The organism is Vibrio sp. Evd11 (assembly GCF_900382755.1).
Taxonomy (GTDB): Bacteria; Pseudomonadota; Gammaproteobacteria; order Enterobacterales; family Vibrionaceae; genus Vibrio; species Vibrio lentus.
In genome coordinates this window covers 1-21642 of record NZ_OSDX01000048.1, presented here as the reverse complement: position 1 = coordinate 21642, position 21642 = coordinate 1, and the positions used below count along the sequence as shown (strand labels likewise).

Here is a 21642-nt window from a genome sequence, read left to right as displayed (position 1 = left end):
ATTAGGAATAATGCGCCGAACCTCGTTCAACTTCACCATGTTACTTGCCACAGCATTAAGCTGGGCGCTAGTAACGTTAATGCCTGTTATCAATGCTCATGGTAACAGTGCGGGTGTGTGGGCGTCGTTATGTACGGTTAACGGCTTTGAACTGGTTCAAATTGAAGAAGGTGAACCCAATACCCACAAAGGTAAGCCGTGTCCCTTTAGCCATTTTTCCACGTTTCACCAAGATGAACTTCCAACTACACTACTGACAACTCGACTGAGTTCTATTGTCTCAGACAGCTACGCTTTTTTGGCTCTAAGCGAACGCTATACGAGGCAAGCCCCGCGTGGCCCTCCCTTTGATATTGCTTAAACCTAACCCACTAAAATAATTAAAAAATAAAGTATTAAGTAAAGTTAAACATGCTCAGATTACTTTCTGATTTTTCAGAAGGTATGTTTGCGTGTGTCAAAGGAAATAATAATGTTGAGAAATGAATCTCAAAGCTCTGCGAAAGCACAAGCGACTTCGCAGTCTACAAGCAGTGCAACAACCGGTTCGAGAACCAATATAAAAAACAAAGACCGCAATAAAACTCTCTACTTCCTCACTTGGCGCTGGCACTTCTATGCCGGGCTATTCGTTATCCCATTCATGTTGATGTTGAGTATTACTGGTTTGGTGATGTTGTTTGATGATGAAATTGAACTCGCTTTCCATCAAGACGCGATTGAAATTGCCGTATCGGGCGAACCGATCAAGATGTCACAACAATTAACTGCCGTACAACATCAATACCCACAAGGTACGGTGACACAGTTTGTACCGAGCAAAGTCCCTGATCTTGCGAACCGATTTTCTGTATCACTTGAAGATGGCACTTCCGTTTTCGCCACGGTGAATCAATACACTGGCGAAGTGGTAGGAGAAATCCCGCGCAGCGATAGCCTGTACCAACTGGCGAATGATATTCACGGCACTTTGTTGATTGGTGATTGGGGTGATTACCTAATTGAAGTCGCAATAAGCTTGTCTATTCTGTTGCTCATCAGTGGCATTTACTTATGGTTACCGAGAGATAACGCGAGCCGCGCTGGTTTTCTTAAGCTTCGATTTGGTTCAGGAACGCGTGTTTTAATGCGTGATCTGCATGCGAACATCGGTGGAACACTGTCATTCATTCTTCTGTTATTTATTCTATCAGGATTATCATGGACAGGTTTTTGGGGCGGTAAGCTAGTGCAAGCATGGAGTACTTTTCCTGCTCAAATGTGGGATGACATTCCTCTGTCTAACGAAACGCATGCTTCTTTAAATCACGGGTCTGAAGAGGAAATGCCTTGGAACCTAGAGCAAACTCCAGTGCCTTTGTCTCAAGATAAGCCAGCAGAACACGTCCACCAAGTAGAAGAAACATCTGAAGCTCATGATCATTCTAAGATGGGTGAGGATCACTCTCAGCATGTATTGTCTGCGAGTAATTTCTCGATTGATGATGTGATAGCAAAAGCTCAATCTCTTGGTTTTACACAATATAAAGTCAATTTCCCGCGCTCAGAAACGGGCGTTTACACCGTGGCTGCCAATACCATGGGCGGTGACATTATCGATCCAACCCAAGATCGCACGACTCACCTCGACCAATATTCAGGGCGCATTCTAGGAGAGGTGACGTGGCAAGATTACAATTTATTCGCCAAAACCTTAGCCGTCGGTATTTCATTACACCAAGGTGACATCAGCATCATCAACAAGTTTCTAAATGCGTTGTTCTGTTTGGCATTCATTTTGGTGTCAGTGACTGGTGGAGTAATGTGGTGGATGCGCAGACCTTCAGGCCAAAGAAAGTTGGGAACACCACCGAAATTTGGTGATGCAGGCTTATGGAAAGCGGGTTTAGTGACGGTGGTTATTATTTCGATATTGTTTCCACTCGCGGGTGCGACGATTGTGACTGCAATGCTATTGGATTGGTTACTGTTTTCACGCGTTGAGAGATTCAAGACCGCGTTGAGTTAAGTGACATGCAAACGGACTTTCTCTATTTGAGAAGGTCCGTTTTATTCATCAGATGGGCGATTCCTTGGTGAGGAAGACTTTAGACTAGATACAGCTCTAGATTTGATAAAGCTTTAGATCTGATAAAGCTCTAGCGGCAGGCCGTCTGGGTCTGCGAAAAACGTAAATGATTTCCCCGTAAACTCATCAACTCGAATCGGTTCGACTTCAATACCTTGTTCTTCCAAATAGCTTTTGGCATGTTGAACGTCATCAACACAAAAAGCCAAATGTCTCAGCCCTTGAGCTTCCGGAAAGCTCGGTCTTTCAGGTGCGTCAGGGAAGCTGAATAATTCTATTTGAGCGCCATACGGCAGTGCTAAGTCGAGCTTATACGACTGACGTGCTTCACGATAATTCTCAGCAATCACTTCAAGTTTTAAAACTTCCGTATAAAAGCGTTTAGATAGTCCGTAGTCTGGGCAAATAATGGCGGCGTGGTGTATACCTTTCAGCATCAGTTTATTTCTCCTGCCAGCTTGTCACCCAAGTGTTCCATCGCATAATCAATGAACACACGCAATCGGGCAGGCATGTACTTGGTTTGAGCAAACTGCATCGCGATAGCGCCATGGTAATTACTCTTGATGGTCCAATCTTCAAGTACTTGCACTACAGAGCCTTCAGCCAATGCATCTTGAATTACAAAGTCATGGAAAATACCCACGCCAAGCCCTTCTTTAACACCTTTCAATCGCATCTGAGAGTGGTTCACAGCGTAACGTCCGCTGACGGGGACTGTGTAAAACTCATCATCTTTAAGGAAGTCCCAGATGTGGTCTTTGTCTGTTTCTGCAAGGTATAAGCAGTCGTGCTCAGAAAGCTCAGTAGGGTGGTGAGGAATTCCTTTTGCTTTAAGATAATCAGGGCTCGCACATAACACGAGGTTTGTCTTGCCTAGCTCTTTTAAGACCAAACTTTCATCGGGCTTGTCGGTAAGGCGAAACGCAATGTCGATGCCTTGGCGCAATATGTCGATGTCGCCATCGGCGGCTCTTAACTTGAGTTGAATCTCAGGGTACTGATTCAAGAATGGAACAACGAAAGGCTGTAGCACGGAGTTCAAGAAGGCTTCTGGCGCTGCTACCGTTATAGAGCCTGCAGGTTCAGTATGGTCAGAGGTAGAAAGCTCAACCGCTTGTTGCGCCGCATTAATCATAACCACGCTCTGGTCGTAAACCAATTGACCCGCTTGGGTGATGATAAGGGTACGAGTGGTTCGTTCAAACAGTTTCACCGATAGCGCTTTTTCCAAGCGAGTGATGAGCTTACTCAAGGCTGATGGCGTCACGCTCAACTGTTTTGCTGCAGCCGTAAAACTACCTTCGTTTACCACTAAAATGAAGGAGGCGAGATCTGGAAGTAAAGCAATCAGTTTTGGGTTGATCATAACGTTCTTTGCTGGGTTGTTTGGAGGGAGAATCCTAAGAATAGATGAGCGCTTGTTACCTCTATCCATTCCTCTAATACCTCAATCATACGTGAAACGGCATTTAATATTAAGTGCCGTGTTATCTATGGTTTTTCGGATCTTTTTATTACGTGGTAAGCACGACCTGCTATGTTTTATAAAAAACAGCGTTGAGAGCTTTATTTATACAATGATATACATATACTGAATCAATATTTTATGTAAATCATTGAGTTAGATAAAGGGAGTTATATGGAACAACCAGAAAGCCTATTTCAGAAACAAAGAGTAAAAAGGTTTAATTTTTCTATTTGGACCGTATTAACCGGAACTCTACTCGCTCGTACGAGTTACTTTATGGCTTGGCCATTTCTGATTGTGTTTCTTTATGAAGATTATGGTGCATCGGCAATAGAAGTGGGCATGATGCTCGCTACTTCAGCTGTCGTTGGTGCTGGAGCTGGGCTCTATTCGGGTTATATCTCCGATAAACTGGGTCGAAAGTGGGTCATGGTACTTGGAAGCTGGGTTGCCGCTATTGCTTATTCGGGTATTGGCATTGCCAACGAGATTTGGCAGTTCTATGTTTTGATCATGATGACAGGCCTTATGAGGCCGATGATTGAAGCACCTGCTAAAGCTGTGATTGGCGATAATCTAGACGATTTAAAAGATCGTGAACTGGCGCTGAACGTTCGTTACTTCTTATTAAATTTAGGTGGAGCTTTGGGTCCGCTTATTGGTATTACATTGGCGCTCGCGCATCCACAAAACCTCTTCTTTGTTGCGGGTTTTACCTACGTTGTCTACGGTTTTTGGTTACTGGTCGGTATCGAAAGAAAGGGAACGTTTACTAAGCCAGATACCTCACAACTTCCCAATTTCACGGCAACATTAAGCGTGATCCGCAAAGATAATATTTTTGTTAAGTTGATGATTGCCAACTTTATTATGATGTTTGTTTATGCTCAAGTAGAGTCATCGATCCCACAAGTTATTGTCCGTTCATCAATAAGCGATGCTGCTCATTTAATTGCGAGTTTAGTATTGGTTAATACCTTAACCATTATTGTGTTTCAATTTCCAATGTTGAAGTGGTTGGAACATGTTCCTTTATTTGTACGTACGCGAATCGGAATGTCATTGATGGCGTTGGCCCAAGTCGGCTTTCTATTTACACCTAGCGATTGGGCTCTAGGTTGGGGGATGGCTTGTTTTATATTAAGTTTGGGAGAGGTCATTGCATTTCCAACGCTTAACGTTCAAATCGATCGCATGGCGCCTCCCCATTTACGAGGTTCCTACTTTGGCGCTGCAGCACTTTACTCACTTGGTTTTGCGATTGCACCGTTAATGGGTGGAGTGGTTATTGAATTGTTGAGCCCAGCTTGGTTATTCGCAGTCTGTTTTGGATTATGTTTAGTGATGATCTGGTTGTACTGGCTCGCAGAGCACACTGAAGATACTGTGGAAAGAGCCCCAATCACACAAAACTAGATGTCATGGTCTGGTATTGTCGAGAGATCGCATAAGGCCATGGGTAAACGATATTTTTCTTAATAACTGAGGGAGTAACGTCTGTAATTACAAGAAGAACTTGCAGATATTCTCTCTACGTCTTTCTACATCTTTCAGTGTAAAAGCATGGACGATGACCATACCTGTTACAAATATCTTTTGTTTTGCCACTCCCAAGCGAAACCGTCCTACCACTAATGACTTCGCCATCTTCAAAAAAACATTCAGTGTTCGCATTTACTTTTGGTTGATAGAAACAAGTGCGCAAAGCATAGACAGAGCCTCATTGAACAACTGACCAGACTAAGTTATTGACCTAACACCTAGTGCCAAAAGGAGAGCGTAATTTGGTGGGATGTGTGACTAGAATCAAAAAATTAAAATCAATTAGTGCCTGTGATTCATTAATGTTTTTCCAAGTAGAGGGATAATCGAAAGGGGGATGTTCAACTAGAATAGGGGTATAAGTTTTACAGTGTAAATGATCGAGTTGAAATCGTTTACATCCCCTACATAATGCGGCGCGCGATGCTGCTGAATAATAATTAGGAAGGAATAGACAATGTCTTCTGCATTTTACCAACAGATTCAAACTCAAATCGAAGAAGTTAAAGAAGAAGGTCTTTACAAGTCTGAGCGCATTATCACTTCTGCTCAAAAAGCAGCGGTTTCTATCTCGACTGGTGAAGAAGTACTAAACTTCTGTGCAAACAACTACTTAGGCCTTGCTAACCACCCTGACCTTATCGAAGCTGCTAAAGACGGTATGGATCAACACGGTTTTGGTATGGCTTCTGTTCGTTTCATCTGTGGTACTCAAGACTCTCACAAAGAACTAGAGCAAAAGCTATCTACGTTCCTTGGTAAAGAAGACACTATCCTTTACACATCTTGTTTTGATGCAAACGCTGGCCTATTCGAAACGATCCTAGGCAAAGAAGACGCAATCATTTCTGATGCTCTAAACCACGCATCTATCATTGATGGTGTTCGTCTATGTAAAGCAATGCGCTTCCGTTACTCGAACAACAACATGGAAGAGCTAGAGCAACAACTTATCGCAGCTAAAGAAGCGGGCGCTCGTCACACGCTTATCGTAACTGACGGTGTGTTCTCAATGGACGGCGTAGTTGCTAACCTTCCTGCTATCTGTGACCTTGCTGACAAGTACGGCGCACTAGTGATGGTTGATGACTCTCACGCAGTTGGCTTCATGGGCGAAAACGGCGCAGGTACTCACGAGTTCCACAATGTTGTAGACCGTATCGACATCATCACAGGTACGCTTGGTAAAGCAATGGGTGGCGCTTCAGGCGGTTACACTTCTGGTAAGAAAGAAGTGATCGACTGGCTACGTCAGCGTTCTCGTCCATACCTATTCTCTAACTCTGTTGCACCTGCAATCGTATCTGCGTCTATCCGCGTTCTAGATCTTCTAGCGGAATCTGGCGACCTACGTACTCAACTATGGGAAAACTCTGCTCACTTCCGTACTCGCATGGAAGCAGCTGGTTTCACTATGGGTGGTGCTGACCACGCAATCATCCCAATCATGCTGGGTGATGCAAAAGTAGCAGCTGAATTCGCAGAGCGCGCACTAGAGAAAGGCATCTACGTGGTAGGTTTCTCTTTCCCTGTAGTACCAAAAGGCCAAGCTCGTATCCGTACGCAAATGTCTGCTGCACACTCTCGTGAGCAACTAGACCGTGCAATTGATGCGTTCATCCAAGTTGGTAAAGACATGGCTATCATCTAATTTTTAAAGGGGGTGCCTTATGCACCCTTTGATTAGATAGAACAACACCCAATAGAACATATAGATTTTTGATTCTCGCCTTACAGTTAGGCGAGATGAACTGGATAACATTATGAAAATTAAAGCACTTTCTAAGCTTAAGCCTGAAGAAGGCATCTGGATGACCGAGGTTGAAAAACCTGAAATGGGTCATAATGATCTTCTTATCCGTATTAAGAAAACCGCAATTTGTGGTACAGACGTACATATCTACAACTGGGATGAGTGGTCACAAAATACAATCCCAGTACCTATGGTAGTAGGCCACGAATACGTGGGTGAAGTTGTTGGCATCGGCCAAGAAGTTCGTGGTTTTGAAATCGGCGACCGTGTATCTGGCGAAGGTCACATCACATGTGGTCACTGTCGTAACTGTCGTGGCGGCCGTACTCACCTGTGTCGTAACACAACCGGTGTTGGCGTAAACCGCACTGGTGCGTTCTCTGAGTTCCTTGTGATCCCTGCGTTCAACGCATTTAAGATCCCTGCAGAAATCTCTGACGACCTAGCATCAATCTTTGACCCGTTTGGTAACGCAGTACACACAGCGCTTTCTTTCGACCTAGTAGGCGAAGACGTGCTAATCACTGGTGCTGGTCCAATCGGTATCATGGCTGCTGCTGTTGCTAAGCACGTTGGTGCTCGTCACGTTGTAATCACTGACGTAAACGAATACCGCCTAGACCTTGCTCGTCAAATGGGTGTAACTCGCGCAGTAAACGTAATGGAAGAGAAGCTTGAAGACGTAATGGCTGATCTTGGTATGACTGAGGGCTTCGATGTAGGTCTAGAAATGTCTGGTAACCCATCTGCGTTCAACAGCATGCTGACTAACATGAACCACGGCGGTAAGATCTCTCTACTAGGTATTCCACCATCAGACATGGCAGTAGACTGGAACCAAGTAATCTTTAAAGGCTTGGTTATCAAAGGTATCTACGGTCGTGAGATGTTCGAAACTTGGTACAAGATGGCTTCTTTGATTCAGTCAGGTCTAGATCTAACACCAATCATTACTCACCACTACAAAGTGGACGACTTCCAGAAAGGCTTCGACATGATGCGATCTGGTATGTCTGGTAAGGTAATTTTAGACTGGGAGTAGGTTACTACCGGTTTTGAATATCAGAAGGCAACAGGTAAAACTGTTGCCTTTTTTGTCGCCATTCTGTAGCCATTTTTAATTGATAATCAGCTTAATCTATTGATATTTAATGGTTATTATTATTTTTGTATATAGTGGCAAGTTTGATTCAATCAGGGTTAGACCTATCACCAATCATTACTCATCACTTTAAAATTGATGATTTCCAAGCTGGCTTCGATGCTATGCGTAGTGGGCTTTCTGGCAAGGTTATCCTTGATTGGGAATAGAAAAAATTAGGCTCTAAATAGCAAAAGGCGACAGTGAAAACTGTCGCCTTTTTTACGAATAAAACCGCTATATAACGTTCGATTACAGTGTCTGCCGCCACTTTGTCGCCATTAATTCTCTAATGGATTGAGGTGTACAGCTTGTATCAAATGTTCTGGAGCAAAATGAGAATACGCCATTGTCTGCTCAATTTTAGTGTGTCCAAGAATTCGCTGTAACACCAAAATATCCCCTTTGTTCATCATAAAATGCGAAGCAAATGTATGTCGTAGAACATGCGTCGCTTGCCCACTTGGAACGTGCTCAGGTAAAGCCCTTTTAATGTAGCGCCAGGCATCTTTGTAAGTCGTGTCAAAAATTTTATGGTTGCTCACCGCGATATCTAAGATCTCTTGATATAAAGCCGGTGAGATGGGCACACTTCGATTCTTCTTACCTTTTGTCTCGGTGTAAGTTAGTTTGAATTCAGCTACCTGTGAACGAGTAAGGGTTAGAGCTTCACTTATACGAGCTCCGGTGGCCAAGCAAATCTTTGAGATTACAAGGAGCTGTGGAATCGAGACGGTAATAACTCGGTTGCAATTCTTTAAGTTAACTAAGAACTCTTCAATTTGTGGCTTGGTTAGATATGCCAGGTTCTTCTCGCTAGTTTTGATTGTATCGATAGCTTCAATCGGGTTGGGGTATTTCCATTGATTGTACTTGATTAGTTTCTTGAACATTCCCTTTAGATAAATCAATTCCATGTTATGTGTTGTTGGTGAAATCTCAACAGATTTATTTTTGCCACGGTAAGGTATTCGTGTTGCACGATAGTCCAAATAGTCTCGTTCTTTAAGGTGGTAGGCAATCGGGTTACCTAATCCTTCAATTGTTTTGGCTATTAGATCCCGAGCTTGTTTACCTGATTTCAACGTATGACCGTGTATGTTCCACCAAGTGTCTAACAGTTCGCTCATTCTACGGTGATCGGGTTTACTTCCCATCCATGGCTTATCGTCAATTTCTCTAATCGTGTGAAGCTCAAAGGCCTTTGCTTCGCCCTTAGTCGTAAACTTTTTACGAACACGCTTCCCCGTTCGCCCATTCGGGTAATACTCGCAGAGCCAAGGTTTGGCAGAACCATCTTTTAAATTGCGGATAGACATAATAAAGCCTAAAATTGCTGTATATAAAAACAGTATAATTAGGGCTGAAACGTAGAACAATGTTTTATATCGGACAAAAAGCACAGGTTAGGCTCCTCTCTCAAAGTGCTAAGAAAGCTAATAGGTTATTGCTATGTATCAATCAATTCATGTGACTGCTGGCTACAGTCATTTCAAAATCAACAGTGATGGTCCAATTGGAGTAAGTAAGAAGAACCAAGGGGTGATTGATGCGGTTTTGAAACTAGGTAATCGCTTTACGGCACCATTTGGTGGGTTTATAGAAGCTGAAAACGTGATCGGCTTGAAGTGGGTGAAGCTGGTCGATATTAAATATCTGTGTACTGATGAAGAAGCCGAAACTATCGAGTACGTGATACAAAAAGACCACTATGTAGTGGGGACGTATCAAGACCGGAAGTTGTATATTTTATTGTTTGGTGGAGAACCAAAGCACCATCAGATCAAAGGCCTTGAACAAGATGGGAAAAACAATGTGTTTGGGTTGTTTTAATGTAGAGGTGATAATTTATAAATCAGTTAGACCAGAAACTTACAGTCCGTTCTGTTGGCTTGATCTTCTAAATTAGCAGGTGGCTAGCTCATTTTTGCCCCAAACTTTCTTACGATGGGTTGACCTTAAAGTTCTATTAATCATCATTTGACCGACTTTTCCTAAAGCCAGTCGAGTGTCTAGATTTTCAGGCCTTGCCAGCGTTGGAAAAACCACGACTCTTGTCAATTTAGGGGCTGAGCTTGCACGAAAACGAAAAGTGTTAGTTATTGACCTCGATCCTCAAGGGAACTGCTCTAAAACGTTAACCGGACAACGTGATTTTAAGTTTGAAGAGACGGTGGCTGCTTTGTTTGATAAGCCTAAAGTTGTGTCCATTGTCGATTTAATTCAACCTGCACAGATTAATGGGAACTCTATTGAAAACCTCTATGTCGTTCCCGCTGATGTTCAGTTGTCACGTGTCATCGAAACATCACTGACAAAGATTAATCGTGAACGAATTTTAGAAAAGCAATTAGCGAAGTTAGGTGATACCTATGATTTCATTCTTCTTGATACTCCACCAAACTTATCCCTAACGACTCTTAACGCAATCCAGGCTTCAGACCTTATCTTGATCCCTGTAGATTCAGGTGCATTTTCATTAGACGGCATTAGCTCTTTACTCGAAGCTGTCTATGAAATTAAGGAGGATGAAGGCAATTATCTGGTCTTGAGGAACGAGGTCGACTCAAGAAACACTATTATTAATGAGTTCATTGATGAGGAATTGGAGGTAGTACAAGATAAATTGCTACCAGTATCTGTCCGTCGTTCTGAGCATGTTGGACAAGCTAATGCCGTTTCCTCTCCTGTGCGCTTTTATAAATCGGGCTCTCTTGTTAATAACGATTACCGAAAACTGGCTGCGTTTCTTTTGAATTTGATGTAATACATATGAGCAAGTTGAAAAAACGAGGAGCTATAACAGCTATCTCTACTGACAAGAACGAAGGTTCAAGTAAGTCGACTGGAATTACGACTGTCAAAAAGAAAGTGACGACATTTTATATGGTGCCTCCTCTGACTCTTAGAATGTCACTTACTGATAAAGAACGGATAACCGATTGGGTAGCAAATCTGCAAGAGCAGACAGAGAGAAATGTATCTGCAGCGAAACTGTACCGAGCTTTGGCTTTATATCGAGACAAGATAGATGATGAAGAGCTCGTTGAGTTGATTAATAAAATGAATTGAATATGTATTACCTATGTAATACATATTTGCTTTTAAGGCTCTGTATCTATTTTAAGACATTTCATAGAGCCTTAGTTTGGACTTAACTTCTAGCACGGATGAACATGACACCTGAAGCGTCTTATTACCTGTTCTGGGCCTTCTCTCCTTGTAAAGACTAACACTTTAAACGTGTCTTTAACCATGACTCTTATCGTTGCCTTGGTTCCCCTGCGGCTAGGCTTTGTTTGAACCCCGTTATTGTCCTTAGAGTCATAGCGCCTTGTCGTTCCCTCCTCGTTGTTCTCTCTGTCTTCGAATAAGTTCGTGTAAGGGCTTGTTTTCTTATGCGCCGATTTTCTTTCACTCGCATCATTTTCGGGCATGCAGGCTGTTAACCGTTTCTCCCCACAACCTGCTTTACAAGGGAGGCTTCGCCGCTGTGCGCCCTTGCAAAGCAGAACGATGTTGAGAGAGCGGACAGCCAAGCGGCTCCGAAAAGTGATACTCAAACAGAAAGGAAACTCTCATGGCGCAACAAAACTCAACCCCAACTCTCTCTAATTCAAATTCATCGACCAGCGTTTCGCCGCTGGGGCACGAAAGCTCACCAAAAAATGATATCTCTAGTCCTTTGGCGGTATTGAAGTTGCGCTCTCAAGTCAAAAAGTGTCGTGATGAGGCAAAAAAAAAGTATGATTGGGTTTTCAAAATCCAGCGTTTGAAAATGTTCAGTCGTCGTCAATCGCCCGAGCAGCAGGCTGATATCGCAGCGTTAAAAGACCAAGGGTTCGTTGAAGCTATCAAGCAGCAGTTTCCGCAATTGGTGTCGCGTCGTTTTGCTTTCCATGAAATCCGTGACTTTTTCATCGAATTAAATGGTGCTGGCTTTGGTGAATGGTTTCTTCACGAGCGAGCGGATCACATCATTCTTTACACCACTTACGGTTCTGTGTTTCCCGCGTTGCGATTTGTGACAACGGGAGAGGGGACGTTTAAGTGCTCAGGATTTTGTTTTGATGTGCGTTTTGGCGCTTAGGGGGTTACATGACAGTTCGGTCTACAGTATCCGCTGATATATCCATGCACGTGGTTAGAGTGAATTCAACTGACTTTGAATCCACGATTAAGGCTGTCAAGATTCATGATATTTTGGTGAATGAGTTTGGGTATACCGACTCTTTAATACTAGAGGAAGGCAACGGCTTTGTTGCGTAATTCAGTGTAGAGACAGAGTTGCCCCGTTTCGTATGTTTTTCAGCCAACACGACAAGTTGCAGGCATACCTAACCCAGTAAGCTTATTCCGCGCTTTTATCATTGCGTAAGTTTCACCTACCTGTGCATTGTCATTTCTTAAGCTTAATCGACCACCAGCAACTGTTTAACTCGATTCATCACTGTTTGGTAACCATACCGCTCTTTCCAATACGTATTTGAGCCATATAACTTCTGGCTGCCCCTTCTCTTGGAGGAATAAGCGAAACGGCTCGCTTAATCTTAATCGTATCGTGACACGCTCTCGTGTCATAAGCGCCGTCGTGATAGCTAAATCACTGAACCGACGTGGCCTTCCGCGCTTATTGTGTTTGCTTTACGTCCAGCTACTTTTCGCTTCTTCATCAATCCAAAAGGTCAGGGATCCAGGGTTAATGAGTGATTGGTTGTATTTATTGCTTCCAGTTGGCTGTTTTGTAACGAGGTCTAGGCATAGGGCTACGAGAGGGAGTGGAAGTGAGCGTAGGTTGTAGATTTAGTTCCATTGAATTACGCAACAAAGCCATTATGAGGGGATCAGTCAGTGCCGTTCTCTACCGACTGATGCTAATAACAGATTAGTTAAAAACGTCTGTTAGAACCTAAACCTTTAAAACAAATAAATACATATATAAATAAGTAATAAACTATAAACAATACAATCAATATTTCCAATTACATTTGCTGAGCGAGTCACATAATGACAATGCATTCATTGTGGTTATTGTAAGATATTGTGTTTTGGGATAGTTTACATTTCGTTGAAATATAAAGAAATAAAATCATGAGCGCCTATAACAACATTAATTTTGATAGAATTGTTAATTCAATAAATAAATTTGTGGATGTTGACAACGAAGACAAAATAATTGAAATCATTGATTCCATAAATGAGAAACAAACAATAATAAATAGTGAAGTCAAGGAAATATATCGTGTATTCTTCATTTGGATTGGAAACATAAACTCACGTTCTTTAGAATACATAGAGTTCTGGAATGATTGCTTTAAAGATAGATACCAGTTATATCTATATATTGATAGCCAATTTCTACTCTTTAATCATCTTAAAGAAATATTTTACATTTACAATAATATTAATAATGAAACACCAGCAGAAACGATAATCCAGCATCAAAACGAATTTTATCACAAGATCGGTAATATTATATCTAAGGGGAAATCATTTGATGAGGCCCTTCTCCATATTGCCAGTACTATTGATATCGATTTAAGTCAGTCGTTAAAACTTGCGAGGTTAAAAATTCATGCATTAGGGAAAATTATTAATATTATTGATATAAGTGCCTTAAATGATGTCTTTTATAATGATCGTCTTAGACGTATGTACTTTAACGAATTAACGCTAAGACACAACGCAGCTTGTGCTTCGGATATATTGAGATTAAGTCTGCTCTATAGAGATGGTGGTATGTATGTTGACGTCGATACTTTGCCATCGCACCGAGCCGTGTACAAAGGACTCGCCGCCAGTTATGGATCATTGAACGAAAATATTATCGACATTTTGAAGTCCGAGTACCTATTGAGGGAAATTCGAAAGCTCAAGCGACGCTCTGAGAAACGAAATGTGTGTGTCGCTAAGATTGAAGAAGAAGTGGGGAACTGCGAGTTCATTGAAGCTTTAAAAACACGAGCCACAAACAATGCCAAAGCGCTGTTTTCTCAGAAACCTGTGTATGTCCACCGCGATATTATGAAAATTGCCACGATCAATCGATATTATGAGGTTAACAACAATGTTTTGGTTGCGCACAAGGGCAGTCGAACTGCCCGCATTGTTCTGCGTGAAATGGCTCGTCGATACAAATACCTTGAGAGTAACAATTTGCTCTTCTCAACCCTATCCAAAGAGAAGAAAGTTGATGAGTACCTTTCTCGGTTAGACAGATATCGCTTTGATTCGCTCACTCGTAATCAAGAAACGGATGTAACACTGATGCTAACTGGCCCATGCTTAATCCATGAAGTGTTATTAGGTTTGCTCTATGAAGTGTGCCACGTTCCGAAGTTCATATCGCCTTTTTCAGTATCATATCTGTTTCGCGTAAATCGTTCTTTTTTAGGGTTTCAACATCAAATTAATTATACACCAGAACATATGAGGTCTTCATGGATGTAAAAAAAGCATTAATCCCATTGGGTATTATTTTAGGGGCGCTAGTAATATATCAGTGTGGGGAAAATTACTATAAATTAGGTAATATTAATGGATTAAGCGATAATTTAAATGGTCAGTGGGACTGTCAATACTATAAAGGTACGAGCGGTGGCAAATCCAACATTAAATTCAATTTCGAAAATGATAATAAATACACGTCAAAGTTATCTTTAACGATCTATGGAAAAAATAATTCAGGAAATCAATTCTATATCTTGGATGAACAAGGGAAATATAACCTAGACAACGATGATCTGGTTTTAAATCAGAAGGTTTGTACACTTGAAAAAGTAAGTAAAAATAAAGACGATGCCACTTATCGTGCTTTACTCTCTTATTGTGAAGAAACGACTGATGAAAAATTCAAGATACTAGAGTTTACAGGTTCACAACTTTCAATGACTCAGAACTTTACCGAAAAATATCAGTGTAAAAAGATCAACTGAAGCTAAATTATAACGAATAAGTTTTTCAATATCGGTGGGATTGAATATGGTCGCATTATTCTTAAGCGATTTTTTAATTCCAAATGCAAATCATACTATAAGAGTATAACTATGAAAAAAGTAGAATGTAGTAAAATTATGGCACTAGATCCAAGCGATACCCAGCATGTGGTTGGGGGATCGCGTAGATCTGACGCACTGAACACCGCACTTGGTGGCGATAGAGGCTGTGGCTCCGGCGCTCGCGATGCGCAAAACGGCAATATGGGGACTAATATGAATCATTCAGGTGGCTGTGGATCTGAAGCGGGTAAAAACAGTGGAGGCGGCGGTGGCGGTGGCGGTAGCAGCCGCGTTATCTGTACTCACTTCTATCGTAAAGGAATGCTTGATGCTGAAGTTTGGCGCGCAGACCTTCAGTACACGCAAAACCATCTGTCAGAGACCACAGTACGTGGCTACCATTACTGGGCAATTCCGTACGTCGAATTAATGCGCAAGAGTCCTCTAGCTGAAAAAATCATGTACCCAATTGCCAAGTATCGAGCGATTGAACTGGCTTATCAAATGAAAATTATGGAAAAAGGCTCTTTACGCGGTAAAGCGGTACGCTTAGTCGTTGAGCCTGCTTGTTTCTTAATTGGTTGTGTGTGTAAACAAAAAGATTGGCAAGCACTTTGGCAGAAGTAGTAATTCCTGGGCATAAGCTCATGAAAAACGAGGATTAGGTGAAGGCTTAATGCCTCCACGTATTTCGGTAAGGGAAGGACAACTATGGTCTTTCCCTTTTTTAAAAGAGAAGCGAATGATCTTTCGTAAAGAAGTCATGGAGGCAAATAAAAACCGCCTCACAGGAAAAATCATTATTCATCAACGACTGTCGAGTTATCCTTTACATCTGTTCATTTTTATCACTTTTCTGACTGTCATTATTTACCTGTCCCAATGCAGTTATTCGCGAAAAGAAACGGTTAAAGGTTACCTATTACCCTCCAAAGGTGTCATTAAGGTAGTCTCTGGCCGAAAGGGGGTCTTGGTGCGGTTACTTGTTCAAGAAGGCAGTAATGTGGAGCGTAACCAACCAGTTGCGAAGCTTAGAGACAGTAAAGGTATGACTGGAGGTGTCGATGTTTCCATGGCTTTGAAAAATGAACTTCAACTGCAACGTCAAGCCCTCCAGTCTGAGTTGGGCATTCAAGCCGCGATCTTTGACAAAGAGGAACGTCGAATCGACACCCAATTGAAGCAAAGGAATAGAAGCCTCAAAGCGATTGAAAAAGCAAAAGCAACGAGTTTGTTGCGTTTGGGTCTCAAAGAACAACAATATAAAAAGAACAAAAGCCTTCACCACAAAGGTTACCTATCGTCGACTGAGTTGGCAGCAGTACATGAAGAGTATTTAGAAGCGTTAGAGTCGTCTGATCGGTTGGAAAAAGAATTGGCGTCGGTACTCGTCGAGATTGACGCGCTTCAGTCCGCCAGAGTCTTGCTACCTGAGCAAAGATTTCTAAAAAAAACGACGATAGAAAGGGGTATCTCTCAGCTAGAAACCCGGCGGATCGAACTAGACAACGAATATGAGTTTGTTATTACCGCGCCTGAATCTGGCATGGTCACCGCGATTCAACCCTCTGTAGGATCTTATCTTACGACTGACACGATTATACTTAATATCATTCCTCAAAACTCACCGCTGGAAATGGAATTACTATTGCCTACTCGTTCCGCAGGCTTCGTCCAATTGGGTGATGAGGTCAGGATTAGATTTGACGCCTTCCCTTACCAAAAGTTTGGATTAGTGAAAGGTCAGGTCACGAATATTGATCAAGCGTTAGTACTTCCTAGCGATAAAGTGTTTCCGATCAAAACAACGGAAGCGATGTATCGTGTGAGAGCAAAACTGGCGACCCAAGCGATAACCGCGTATGGAAAACAGTTTCCTCTAAAAGTCGGTATGATCGCTGAAGCCGATATTATTCAAGAAAAACGCAGCCTACTTGAATGGCTTCTGGATCCTATTTATGCAATTAAAGGAAAACTGGGATAATCATGCTTAATCTACCCAAATCAGCTGTTAAAGCACTTAACCCTATAGAATTATTGTCGTTCTCATCGATTAAATCGGTTCCCCTCATTACGCAATCAGAAATGGCTGAGTGTGGATTGGCCTGTTTAGCTATGATTTGTTCCTACTACGGATTCAAAGTGGATATCGCCTCGTTAAGGAAGCACTCTCTCTCTTCGACTCAAGGAATGAGCTTGAAAGATATGATGGACATTGGAAGCGAGCTTCAGCTGTCTTCACGTGCAGTAAAGTGTGAGTTAGAAGACCTTCGCCATCTTTCCACACCCTGTATTCTTCATTGGAATTTGGACCATTTTGTTGTTTTAACCAAGGTCACCAGAAACGCAGTGATTGTGAACGATCCAGCTGTGGGAAAACGAAAACTGAGCCTCGAAGATGTAAGCAATAGCTTCACTGGTGTTGCGTTAGAGCTCACTCCGAGTACGAGCTTCAAGAAGAAAGACATACAGGTTACCTTGAAAATTTCTCAACTGTGGGAGAGGATAGAGGGGTTCAAACGTGCATTAGTGTCACTTGTTTTTTTGTCTGTCGTGATGCAATTTGCCGCGCTGCTCTCTCCCTACTATATGCAGTTGGTCATTGATTCTGTGCTACTAAGTAATGACCAACCGTTGCTCCTAGTGTTAGCAATTGGCTTTATGTTGCTCTTGTTTGTACAGGTGTTCGTAAGCACGTTAAGAAGTTGGTTTATTCTAAAATTTAATAGCATGATGAGCATACAAATGGGGGCTAATCTTTTCCACCACCTCTTGCGGTTGCCCATTGGTTACTTTGAAAGTCGTCATATTGGCGATATCGTTTCTCGATTTGGTTCCATCGTTTCTATTCGCAACATGCTCACAACTGGGTTAGTTGAGTCGCTTATTGATGGATTGATGGCAATGGTCGTTCTGGTAATGATGTTTCTTTACAACGCGAAACTCGCAGCCATCGTTATTGCTGTTGTAACCGCGTCTTATGCTGTACAGCTTGCTTTCTATTACCCTAACCGCCGGTTAACAGGAGAACTGATTCTCGTGTCAGCAAAAGAAGATTCTAACTTCTTAGAAACGTTGCGAGCGATGCAAACAATCAAGTTGTTTAGTAATGAAACTAATCGCCAAAACATGTGGCTGAATCGATTTGCTGAAGTAATTAATGCGGAGATCAAGCTAGGCCGTCTTCACATCGCGGAGTCTCATGTAAACAAATTATTATTTGGTGTTGAAAACATTCTTGTTGTCTATTTTGGCGCCTTAGCCGTAATGGACGCTCAGCTGACAGTTGGGATGCTAATTGCTTTTATTGCCTACAAAACGCAATTTACCACCAGTATGACAAACTTTATTGATAAGGTATTTTCTTTTAAATTACTCGAACTGCACTTGGAAAGATTATCGGATATCGTGTTCGAAAAGCGTGAAATTGTCCCCGCCGCAGCGGTCTTACCGAAACAGCTATCCGGTCACATTCGCTTTGATAATGTCAGCTTCCGATATGCAGACAATTTAGACTGGGTGTTAAAAGAGGTGTCATTTGAGGTGATGCCAGGGGAATGCGTTGCATTGGTCGGTCCTTCAGGCTCAGGAAAAACGACGATAATGAAGCTCTTGTTAGGGATTTTGACTGCCGATGAAGGGATCATATATGTTGATGGTGTAAAAATTAACGATGTTGCCCTGCATGACTATCGCAGTCGGTTTGGGAGTGTCATGCAAGACGATGTCTTGTTTTCCGGAACCATATGCGAAAACATTACGATGTTTGAGTCTGATTATGATTTTAAACGTTTGGAACAAAGTTGTTTAGAAGCTAACATACTGGATGAAATCATACGATTACCGATGGGATTTCATTCTTTAGTTGGCGATATGGGAAATAGTTTTTCCGGTGGACAATTGCAACGGCTCTTTCTTGCTCGTGCTTTGTATAAACAACCCCAAGTGATGTGTTTAGATGAAGCGACGAGCCACTTAGACACTGACAACGAAAATCAAATTAACCTTAACATTCGTAAGATGAATATGACCCGACTAATTATTGCTCACCGTAAAGAGACGATTGCATCAGCCGATCGCGTGATTAGACTATAGCCAGCATCAACACCAATGAACCAATGCCTACCTAATCATAGGCTTAGATGGGCTTACGGTTTTTGGGCGGTTGTTACGTCATTCTTCTTTGATAATTAAGTCACTTAGAATGATTTCTATAGGTCGGGTACTACTAAATAAACGAGTCCTCCGATTAATAAAGTGAGATGCGATTTATTTCGCAAAAAAACGATTTTGAATGAATAAGTTATTAAAAAGTTACTAAAGTGTGGCTTTAAAGCAAAAGTACGAAATAAGAGTATTACACATAAGTAATATTTCAATATAAGTTAAAGCCTGTATTAATTGACACAGACTTTCTTTTTGTTTTCACTTTGTAAATACGTGGTTCCCTGACCTTTTGGATTGATGAAGAAGCATAAGCGGGTGGGCGCAAAAGTCAGCATTGATAGTGCGCAATACCTGCGACCAGATACGGACAGGTTTTTGAAGCGCATCGATAAAGAAACGCTAATTAATATTGCTCGACCTGTGATGTCACATACATGGCTACAAAGCGCTCAGGCACTCAAAAAGGGCGACTTAGTTAAACAGCTAGATACTTGGTTAAATGGGGGCGATGAATCGCTAACAGACGCGCAGAAAGAACATTTTGTAAAGTGGATGCCAACAGGGTTTTAAACGATTTAAGATGCAGTCCTAACGGACTGCATCCCCTCTATTAAGCTCTTTGCCTCACTCTAAAGTGATGTTTACGTTCGTTGATGTCAATCCGAGTCGTTAGGGAGTGGGGCTTACAGGACCTTATCGACGGCTTTTTTATCATAATGGTTTAAGGTCGATTTGAAGGGCTGCGTTGTGGTGAAGGCTTGAGTTGGGCAAGGTGGTGATCACGCAAGGTATAGACGCTTTATTACGTGAAAATATCGGAGCCAGTCTGCGTATCTGTTTAATGCGCCACCAAAATGGCGATTGGGGGAATATGCCAATTGAAGATAAGATTTCAAATGACGAAGCCACTAAAACAGGTGAGCGTATTATGTCAGGCTATCGGTTGTGTGATAAACAAATTTGGGTCATTACCGAATGAATATTAATCACGATTTCAACTAAAAACAAATCCAGTCAATGACTGGTTTTTTTTTGAGTTTTACTTTCTGGTTTAGGTTTTAAAAATCGATTCGCACTTATTCACAACAAACTATGTGGCTAAGTTGAGTATAGGTACTCTGTGAATAAGTGCTCGTTTTACGCTGTGTTTTCCTTTGTCATCCGATTATAACCTTCATTTTTTCTGTCAATACTATGGAGCCGCCACAATAATAATGAGCACGTTTTTATCTTTTAGTTATTAAGGTCTAGCAGGATGAAGGGTCAGGGCTACCGCATGAGTGCCTAGTTTTTCACCACCTGACTAAAACCAGCATTTAATACTGCCTCTAGCATGGTCGTATTCATCATACATCGCTTTTGTTTCCCTACTATGCTCAGCTTGGTTGGCTCTTCTCGGAGCATATTCAAGCTCATATGACGTAAGCATGATAAGTTCTCCGCACCGTGATCTTTGTATATCTGGCACGCGTCTTCATTCATGGTGACATCAAGTACCCAGTGCATCGACTCTATGCCCCAATGTTCTCTAACTGCCTTCGCCGCTTGCTCAGCACTAAGCTTTTTGGAGCTGATGTAATAACGGTACTCTAGCTCGACAGATTTGCCTTTCTCAAGGCGGAAGTTTTCAACCATTACAATGCTCTTTAAGTCTTTCCAGCGCGAGAAGTTACCTTCAAGTGCGGTACTATCAAAAACATAGCATTGGCGAGACTCTGCACGACCGTGCCCTTGTTCAATAGAGAGGTTGTCAGCTACGTTTGCTCGTTGAGATGAGAACGCTATCTCTATTGCTTGTCGCAGTTTTCCTTGGTTGCTCTTTACGGCAAGCAAGTAATCACCACCTTGCTCTACAATGGCTTTGGCAATCTTAGTTTGACAGGCCATTGCATCAATGGTTACAAGGGTTCCCTTGATATCGAGCATCTTTATCAATTCAGGGATCGCGGTAATCTCATTACTTTTCTCTTCGGTTTTTAGCTGTCCCAACACGAGCTTATTTGACGATGCATAAGCACTAATCATATGAATGGTGCTAGCCCTGTCTTCACGATTGTAAGAGCCTCGAAGTGTTTTGCCGTCTATCGCAATTACTTGACCTTCGGTGAGAGTATGTATTGATGACATCCAGTTAATGAAGCACTCATGGAACTGCTCGGGTTCAATGGTAGATATGATACGAGCTATAGTATCATCAGCAGGAATACCATTCAAAAACAAGTCATTACGCTTAAACCAATCATGATGACCGAGGATGTATTCACGAATATCAAACCAACCTTTGGCTCCTGCAATCACCGCACATAGCGAGCCAAAAAGGACTTCAAACAGGCAATATGTGACCTTTGCACCTTGGCGTTGGTCGATAATCGTTTGAAAATGTTCTTTGAAGTGGTCAATGTGCATGATGCTCTCCCTAAAAAGGGAGTATATGATCACAGCTAAATGTGATCGTCAAATCGATCATAATTTTGATTAAAAAACGCTCACGATCTCACCCTG

General features: G+C 42.0%; 20 protein-coding genes and 2 pseudogenes. 17 read left to right on the top strand and 5 right to left on the bottom strand.

Translation table 11 applies throughout. The features are described from left to right. The first annotated feature begins 10 nt into the window (after positions 1–10). Both ED652_RS17630 and ED652_RS17625 read left to right on the top strand, forming a co-directional pair. A complete protein-coding gene (locus ED652_RS17630; RefSeq protein ID WP_122055651.1) occupies positions 11–361 on the top strand; it encodes a hypothetical protein in 351 nt (116 codons plus the stop codon). A gap of 111 nt (positions 362–472) precedes the next feature. Beyond that, positions 473–2008, top strand: coding sequence for a PepSY domain-containing protein (locus tag ED652_RS17625; protein ID WP_122055650.1), 1536 nt, complete (start codon positions 473–475; stop codon positions 2006–2008). A 113-nt stretch (positions 2009–2121) separates the two neighbouring features. Here the strand turns inward: ED652_RS17625 and ED652_RS17620 are convergent, their stop codons facing one another. Continuing rightward, the gene (locus tag ED652_RS17620; protein ID WP_122055649.1) at positions 2122–2505 is read right to left on the bottom strand and encodes a VOC family protein; all 384 of its coding nucleotides are present in this window, start codon (positions 2503–2505) and stop codon (positions 2122–2124) included. Continuing rightward, the gene (locus tag ED652_RS17615; RefSeq protein ID WP_122055648.1) at positions 2505–3437 is read right to left on the bottom strand and encodes a LysR family transcriptional regulator; all 933 of its coding nucleotides are present in this window, start codon (positions 3435–3437) and stop codon (positions 2505–2507) included. The genes ED652_RS17620 and ED652_RS17615 overlap by 1 nt, the downstream gene beginning before the upstream one ends. A 273-nt stretch (positions 3438–3710) precedes the next feature. On the opposite strand from ED652_RS17615, the gene ED652_RS17610 reads away from it, so the two are divergent. From ED652_RS17610 to ED652_RS17595, 4 genes and pseudogenes are all read left to right on the top strand, one after another. Then, a complete protein-coding gene (locus ED652_RS17610; RefSeq protein WP_076673329.1) occupies positions 3711–4955 on the top strand; it encodes an MFS transporter in 1245 nt (414 codons plus the stop codon). A 583-nt stretch (positions 4956–5538) separates the two neighbouring features. Continuing rightward, complete coding sequence (locus ED652_RS17605; protein WP_017094962.1) at positions 5539–6732, top strand: glycine C-acetyltransferase; 1194 nt, start codon at positions 5539–5541, stop codon at positions 6730–6732. 112 nt (positions 6733–6844) lie between these two features. Continuing rightward, complete coding sequence (tdh, locus tag ED652_RS17600) at positions 6845–7876, top strand: L-threonine 3-dehydrogenase (RefSeq protein WP_004730216.1); 1032 nt, start codon at positions 6845–6847, stop codon at positions 7874–7876. Positions 7877–8004: 128 nt separating this feature from the next. After that, a pseudogene (locus ED652_RS17595) lies at positions 8005–8145 on the top strand (L-threonine 3-dehydrogenase); the annotation flags it as partial. A gap of 111 nt (positions 8146–8256) precedes the next feature. On the opposite strand, the gene ED652_RS17590 reads toward ED652_RS17595, so the two are convergent. Next, complete coding sequence (locus ED652_RS17590; RefSeq protein ID WP_162929957.1) at positions 8257–9294, bottom strand: tyrosine-type recombinase/integrase; 1038 nt, start codon at positions 9292–9294, stop codon at positions 8257–8259. A gap of 133 nt (positions 9295–9427) precedes the next feature. Here ED652_RS17590 and ED652_RS17585 point away from each other — a divergent pair, with 133 nt between their 5' ends. The 4 genes from ED652_RS17585 (at position 9428) to ED652_RS17570 (ending at position 12065) form a co-directional block, all read left to right on the top strand. Next, positions 9428–9808 (top strand): hypothetical protein, encoded by a 381-nt coding sequence (locus ED652_RS17585; protein WP_102495272.1) that lies wholly within the window; start codon positions 9428–9430, stop codon positions 9806–9808. Between the two features lie 175 nt (positions 9809–9983). Further along, complete coding sequence (locus tag ED652_RS17580; RefSeq protein WP_122055646.1) at positions 9984–10742, top strand: ParA family protein; 759 nt, start codon at positions 9984–9986, stop codon at positions 10740–10742. A gap of 5 nt (positions 10743–10747) precedes the next feature. Continuing rightward, entirely contained in the window at positions 10748–11047 is a 300-nt protein-coding gene (locus ED652_RS17575) for a hypothetical protein (protein WP_122055645.1), read from the top strand. Positions 11048–11555: 508 nt separating this feature from the next. Then, positions 11556–12065 (top strand): hypothetical protein, encoded by a 510-nt coding sequence (locus ED652_RS17570; RefSeq protein ID WP_122055644.1) that lies wholly within the window; start codon positions 11556–11558, stop codon positions 12063–12065. A 218-nt stretch (positions 12066–12283) separates the two neighbouring features. Here ED652_RS17570 and ED652_RS17565 read toward each other — a convergent pair. After that, a pseudogene (locus ED652_RS17565) lies at positions 12284–12737 on the bottom strand (transposase). A 329-nt stretch (positions 12738–13066) separates the two neighbouring features. On the opposite strand from ED652_RS17565, the gene ED652_RS17560 reads away from it, so the two are divergent. From ED652_RS17560 to ED652_RS17530, 7 genes are all read left to right on the top strand, one after another. After that, positions 13067–14425 (top strand): TcdA/TcdB catalytic glycosyltransferase domain-containing protein, encoded by a 1359-nt coding sequence (locus tag ED652_RS17560; protein WP_122055643.1) that lies wholly within the window; start codon positions 13067–13069, stop codon positions 14423–14425. Further along, positions 14416–14910, top strand: coding sequence for a hypothetical protein (locus ED652_RS17555; protein WP_122055642.1), 495 nt, complete (start codon positions 14416–14418; stop codon positions 14908–14910). Before ED652_RS17560 ends, ED652_RS17555 begins: the two co-directional genes overlap by 10 nt. 111 nt (positions 14911–15021) lie before the next feature. Next, positions 15022–15600, top strand: coding sequence for a hypothetical protein (locus ED652_RS17550; protein WP_122055641.1), 579 nt, complete (start codon positions 15022–15024; stop codon positions 15598–15600). 49 nt (positions 15601–15649) lie between these two features. After that, positions 15650–16957: an HlyD family secretion protein gene (locus ED652_RS17545; RefSeq protein ID WP_228607571.1), complete on the top strand. Its 1308-nt coding sequence runs from the start codon at positions 15650–15652 to the stop codon at positions 16955–16957. 2 nt (positions 16958–16959) lie between these two features. After that, positions 16960–19068, top strand: coding sequence for a peptidase domain-containing ABC transporter (locus ED652_RS17540; RefSeq protein ID WP_122055640.1), 2109 nt, complete (start codon positions 16960–16962; stop codon positions 19066–19068). Positions 19069–19437: 369 nt separating this feature from the next. Then, positions 19438–19710, top strand: a complete 273-nt coding sequence (locus ED652_RS17535; RefSeq protein WP_122055639.1) for a hypothetical protein — start codon at positions 19438–19440, stop codon at positions 19708–19710. Positions 19711–19903: 193 nt separating this feature from the next. Continuing rightward, positions 19904–20119 carry a type I restriction endonuclease subunit M gene (locus ED652_RS17530; protein WP_122055638.1) on the top strand — a complete coding sequence of 72 codons (216 nt, stop codon included), beginning with the start codon at positions 19904–19906 and terminating at the stop codon, positions 20117–20119. A 305-nt stretch (positions 20120–20424) separates the two neighbouring features. Here ED652_RS17530 and ED652_RS17525 read toward each other — a convergent pair whose 3' ends face one another. After that, a complete protein-coding gene (locus ED652_RS17525; RefSeq protein WP_122055637.1) occupies positions 20425–21546 on the bottom strand; it encodes an ISAs1 family transposase in 1122 nt (373 codons plus the stop codon). Positions 21547–21642: the final 96 nt, after the last annotated feature.

Excerpts from the sequence above, each read along its gene's own strand:
- ED652_RS17545 (WP_228607571.1), top strand. The coding sequence starts at position 15,650 with ATGCCTCCACGTATTTCGGTAAGGGAAGGACAACTATGGTCTTTCCCT.
- ED652_RS17605 (WP_017094962.1), top strand. The coding sequence starts at position 5,539 with ATGTCTTCTGCATTTTACCAACAGATTCAAACTCAAATCGAAGAAGTT.
- ED652_RS17620 (WP_122055649.1), bottom strand. The coding sequence starts at position 2,505 with ATGCTGAAAGGTATACACCACGCCGCCATTATTTGCCCAGACTACGGA.
- ED652_RS17630 (WP_122055651.1), top strand. The coding sequence starts at position 11 with ATGCGCCGAACCTCGTTCAACTTCACCATGTTACTTGCCACAGCATTA.
- ED652_RS17550 (WP_122055641.1), top strand. The coding sequence starts at position 15,022 with ATGAAAAAAGTAGAATGTAGTAAAATTATGGCACTAGATCCAAGCGAT.
- ED652_RS17585 (WP_102495272.1), top strand. The coding sequence starts at position 9,428 with ATGTATCAATCAATTCATGTGACTGCTGGCTACAGTCATTTCAAAATC.
- ED652_RS17615 (WP_122055648.1), bottom strand. The coding sequence starts at position 3,437 with ATGATCAACCCAAAACTGATTGCTTTACTTCCAGATCTCGCCTCCTTC.
- ED652_RS17625 (WP_122055650.1), top strand. The coding sequence starts at position 473 with ATGTTGAGAAATGAATCTCAAAGCTCTGCGAAAGCACAAGCGACTTCG.
- ED652_RS17555 (WP_122055642.1), top strand. The coding sequence starts at position 14,416 with ATGGATGTAAAAAAAGCATTAATCCCATTGGGTATTATTTTAGGGGCG.
- ED652_RS17540 (WP_122055640.1), top strand. The coding sequence starts at position 16,960 with ATGCTTAATCTACCCAAATCAGCTGTTAAAGCACTTAACCCTATAGAA.
- ED652_RS17535 (WP_122055639.1), top strand. The coding sequence starts at position 19,438 with ATGAAGAAGCATAAGCGGGTGGGCGCAAAAGTCAGCATTGATAGTGCG.
- ED652_RS17560 (WP_122055643.1), top strand. The coding sequence starts at position 13,067 with ATGAGCGCCTATAACAACATTAATTTTGATAGAATTGTTAATTCAATA.
- ED652_RS17610 (WP_076673329.1), top strand. The coding sequence starts at position 3,711 with ATGGAACAACCAGAAAGCCTATTTCAGAAACAAAGAGTAAAAAGGTTT.
- ED652_RS17590 (WP_162929957.1), bottom strand. The coding sequence starts at position 9,294 with ATGTCTATCCGCAATTTAAAAGATGGTTCTGCCAAACCTTGGCTCTGC.
- ED652_RS17570 (WP_122055644.1), top strand. The coding sequence starts at position 11,556 with ATGGCGCAACAAAACTCAACCCCAACTCTCTCTAATTCAAATTCATCG.
- ED652_RS17525 (WP_122055637.1), bottom strand. The coding sequence starts at position 21,546 with ATGCACATTGACCACTTCAAAGAACATTTTCAAACGATTATCGACCAA.
- tdh (WP_004730216.1), top strand. The coding sequence starts at position 6,845 with ATGAAAATTAAAGCACTTTCTAAGCTTAAGCCTGAAGAAGGCATCTGG.
- ED652_RS17575 (WP_122055645.1), top strand. The coding sequence starts at position 10,748 with ATGAGCAAGTTGAAAAAACGAGGAGCTATAACAGCTATCTCTACTGAC.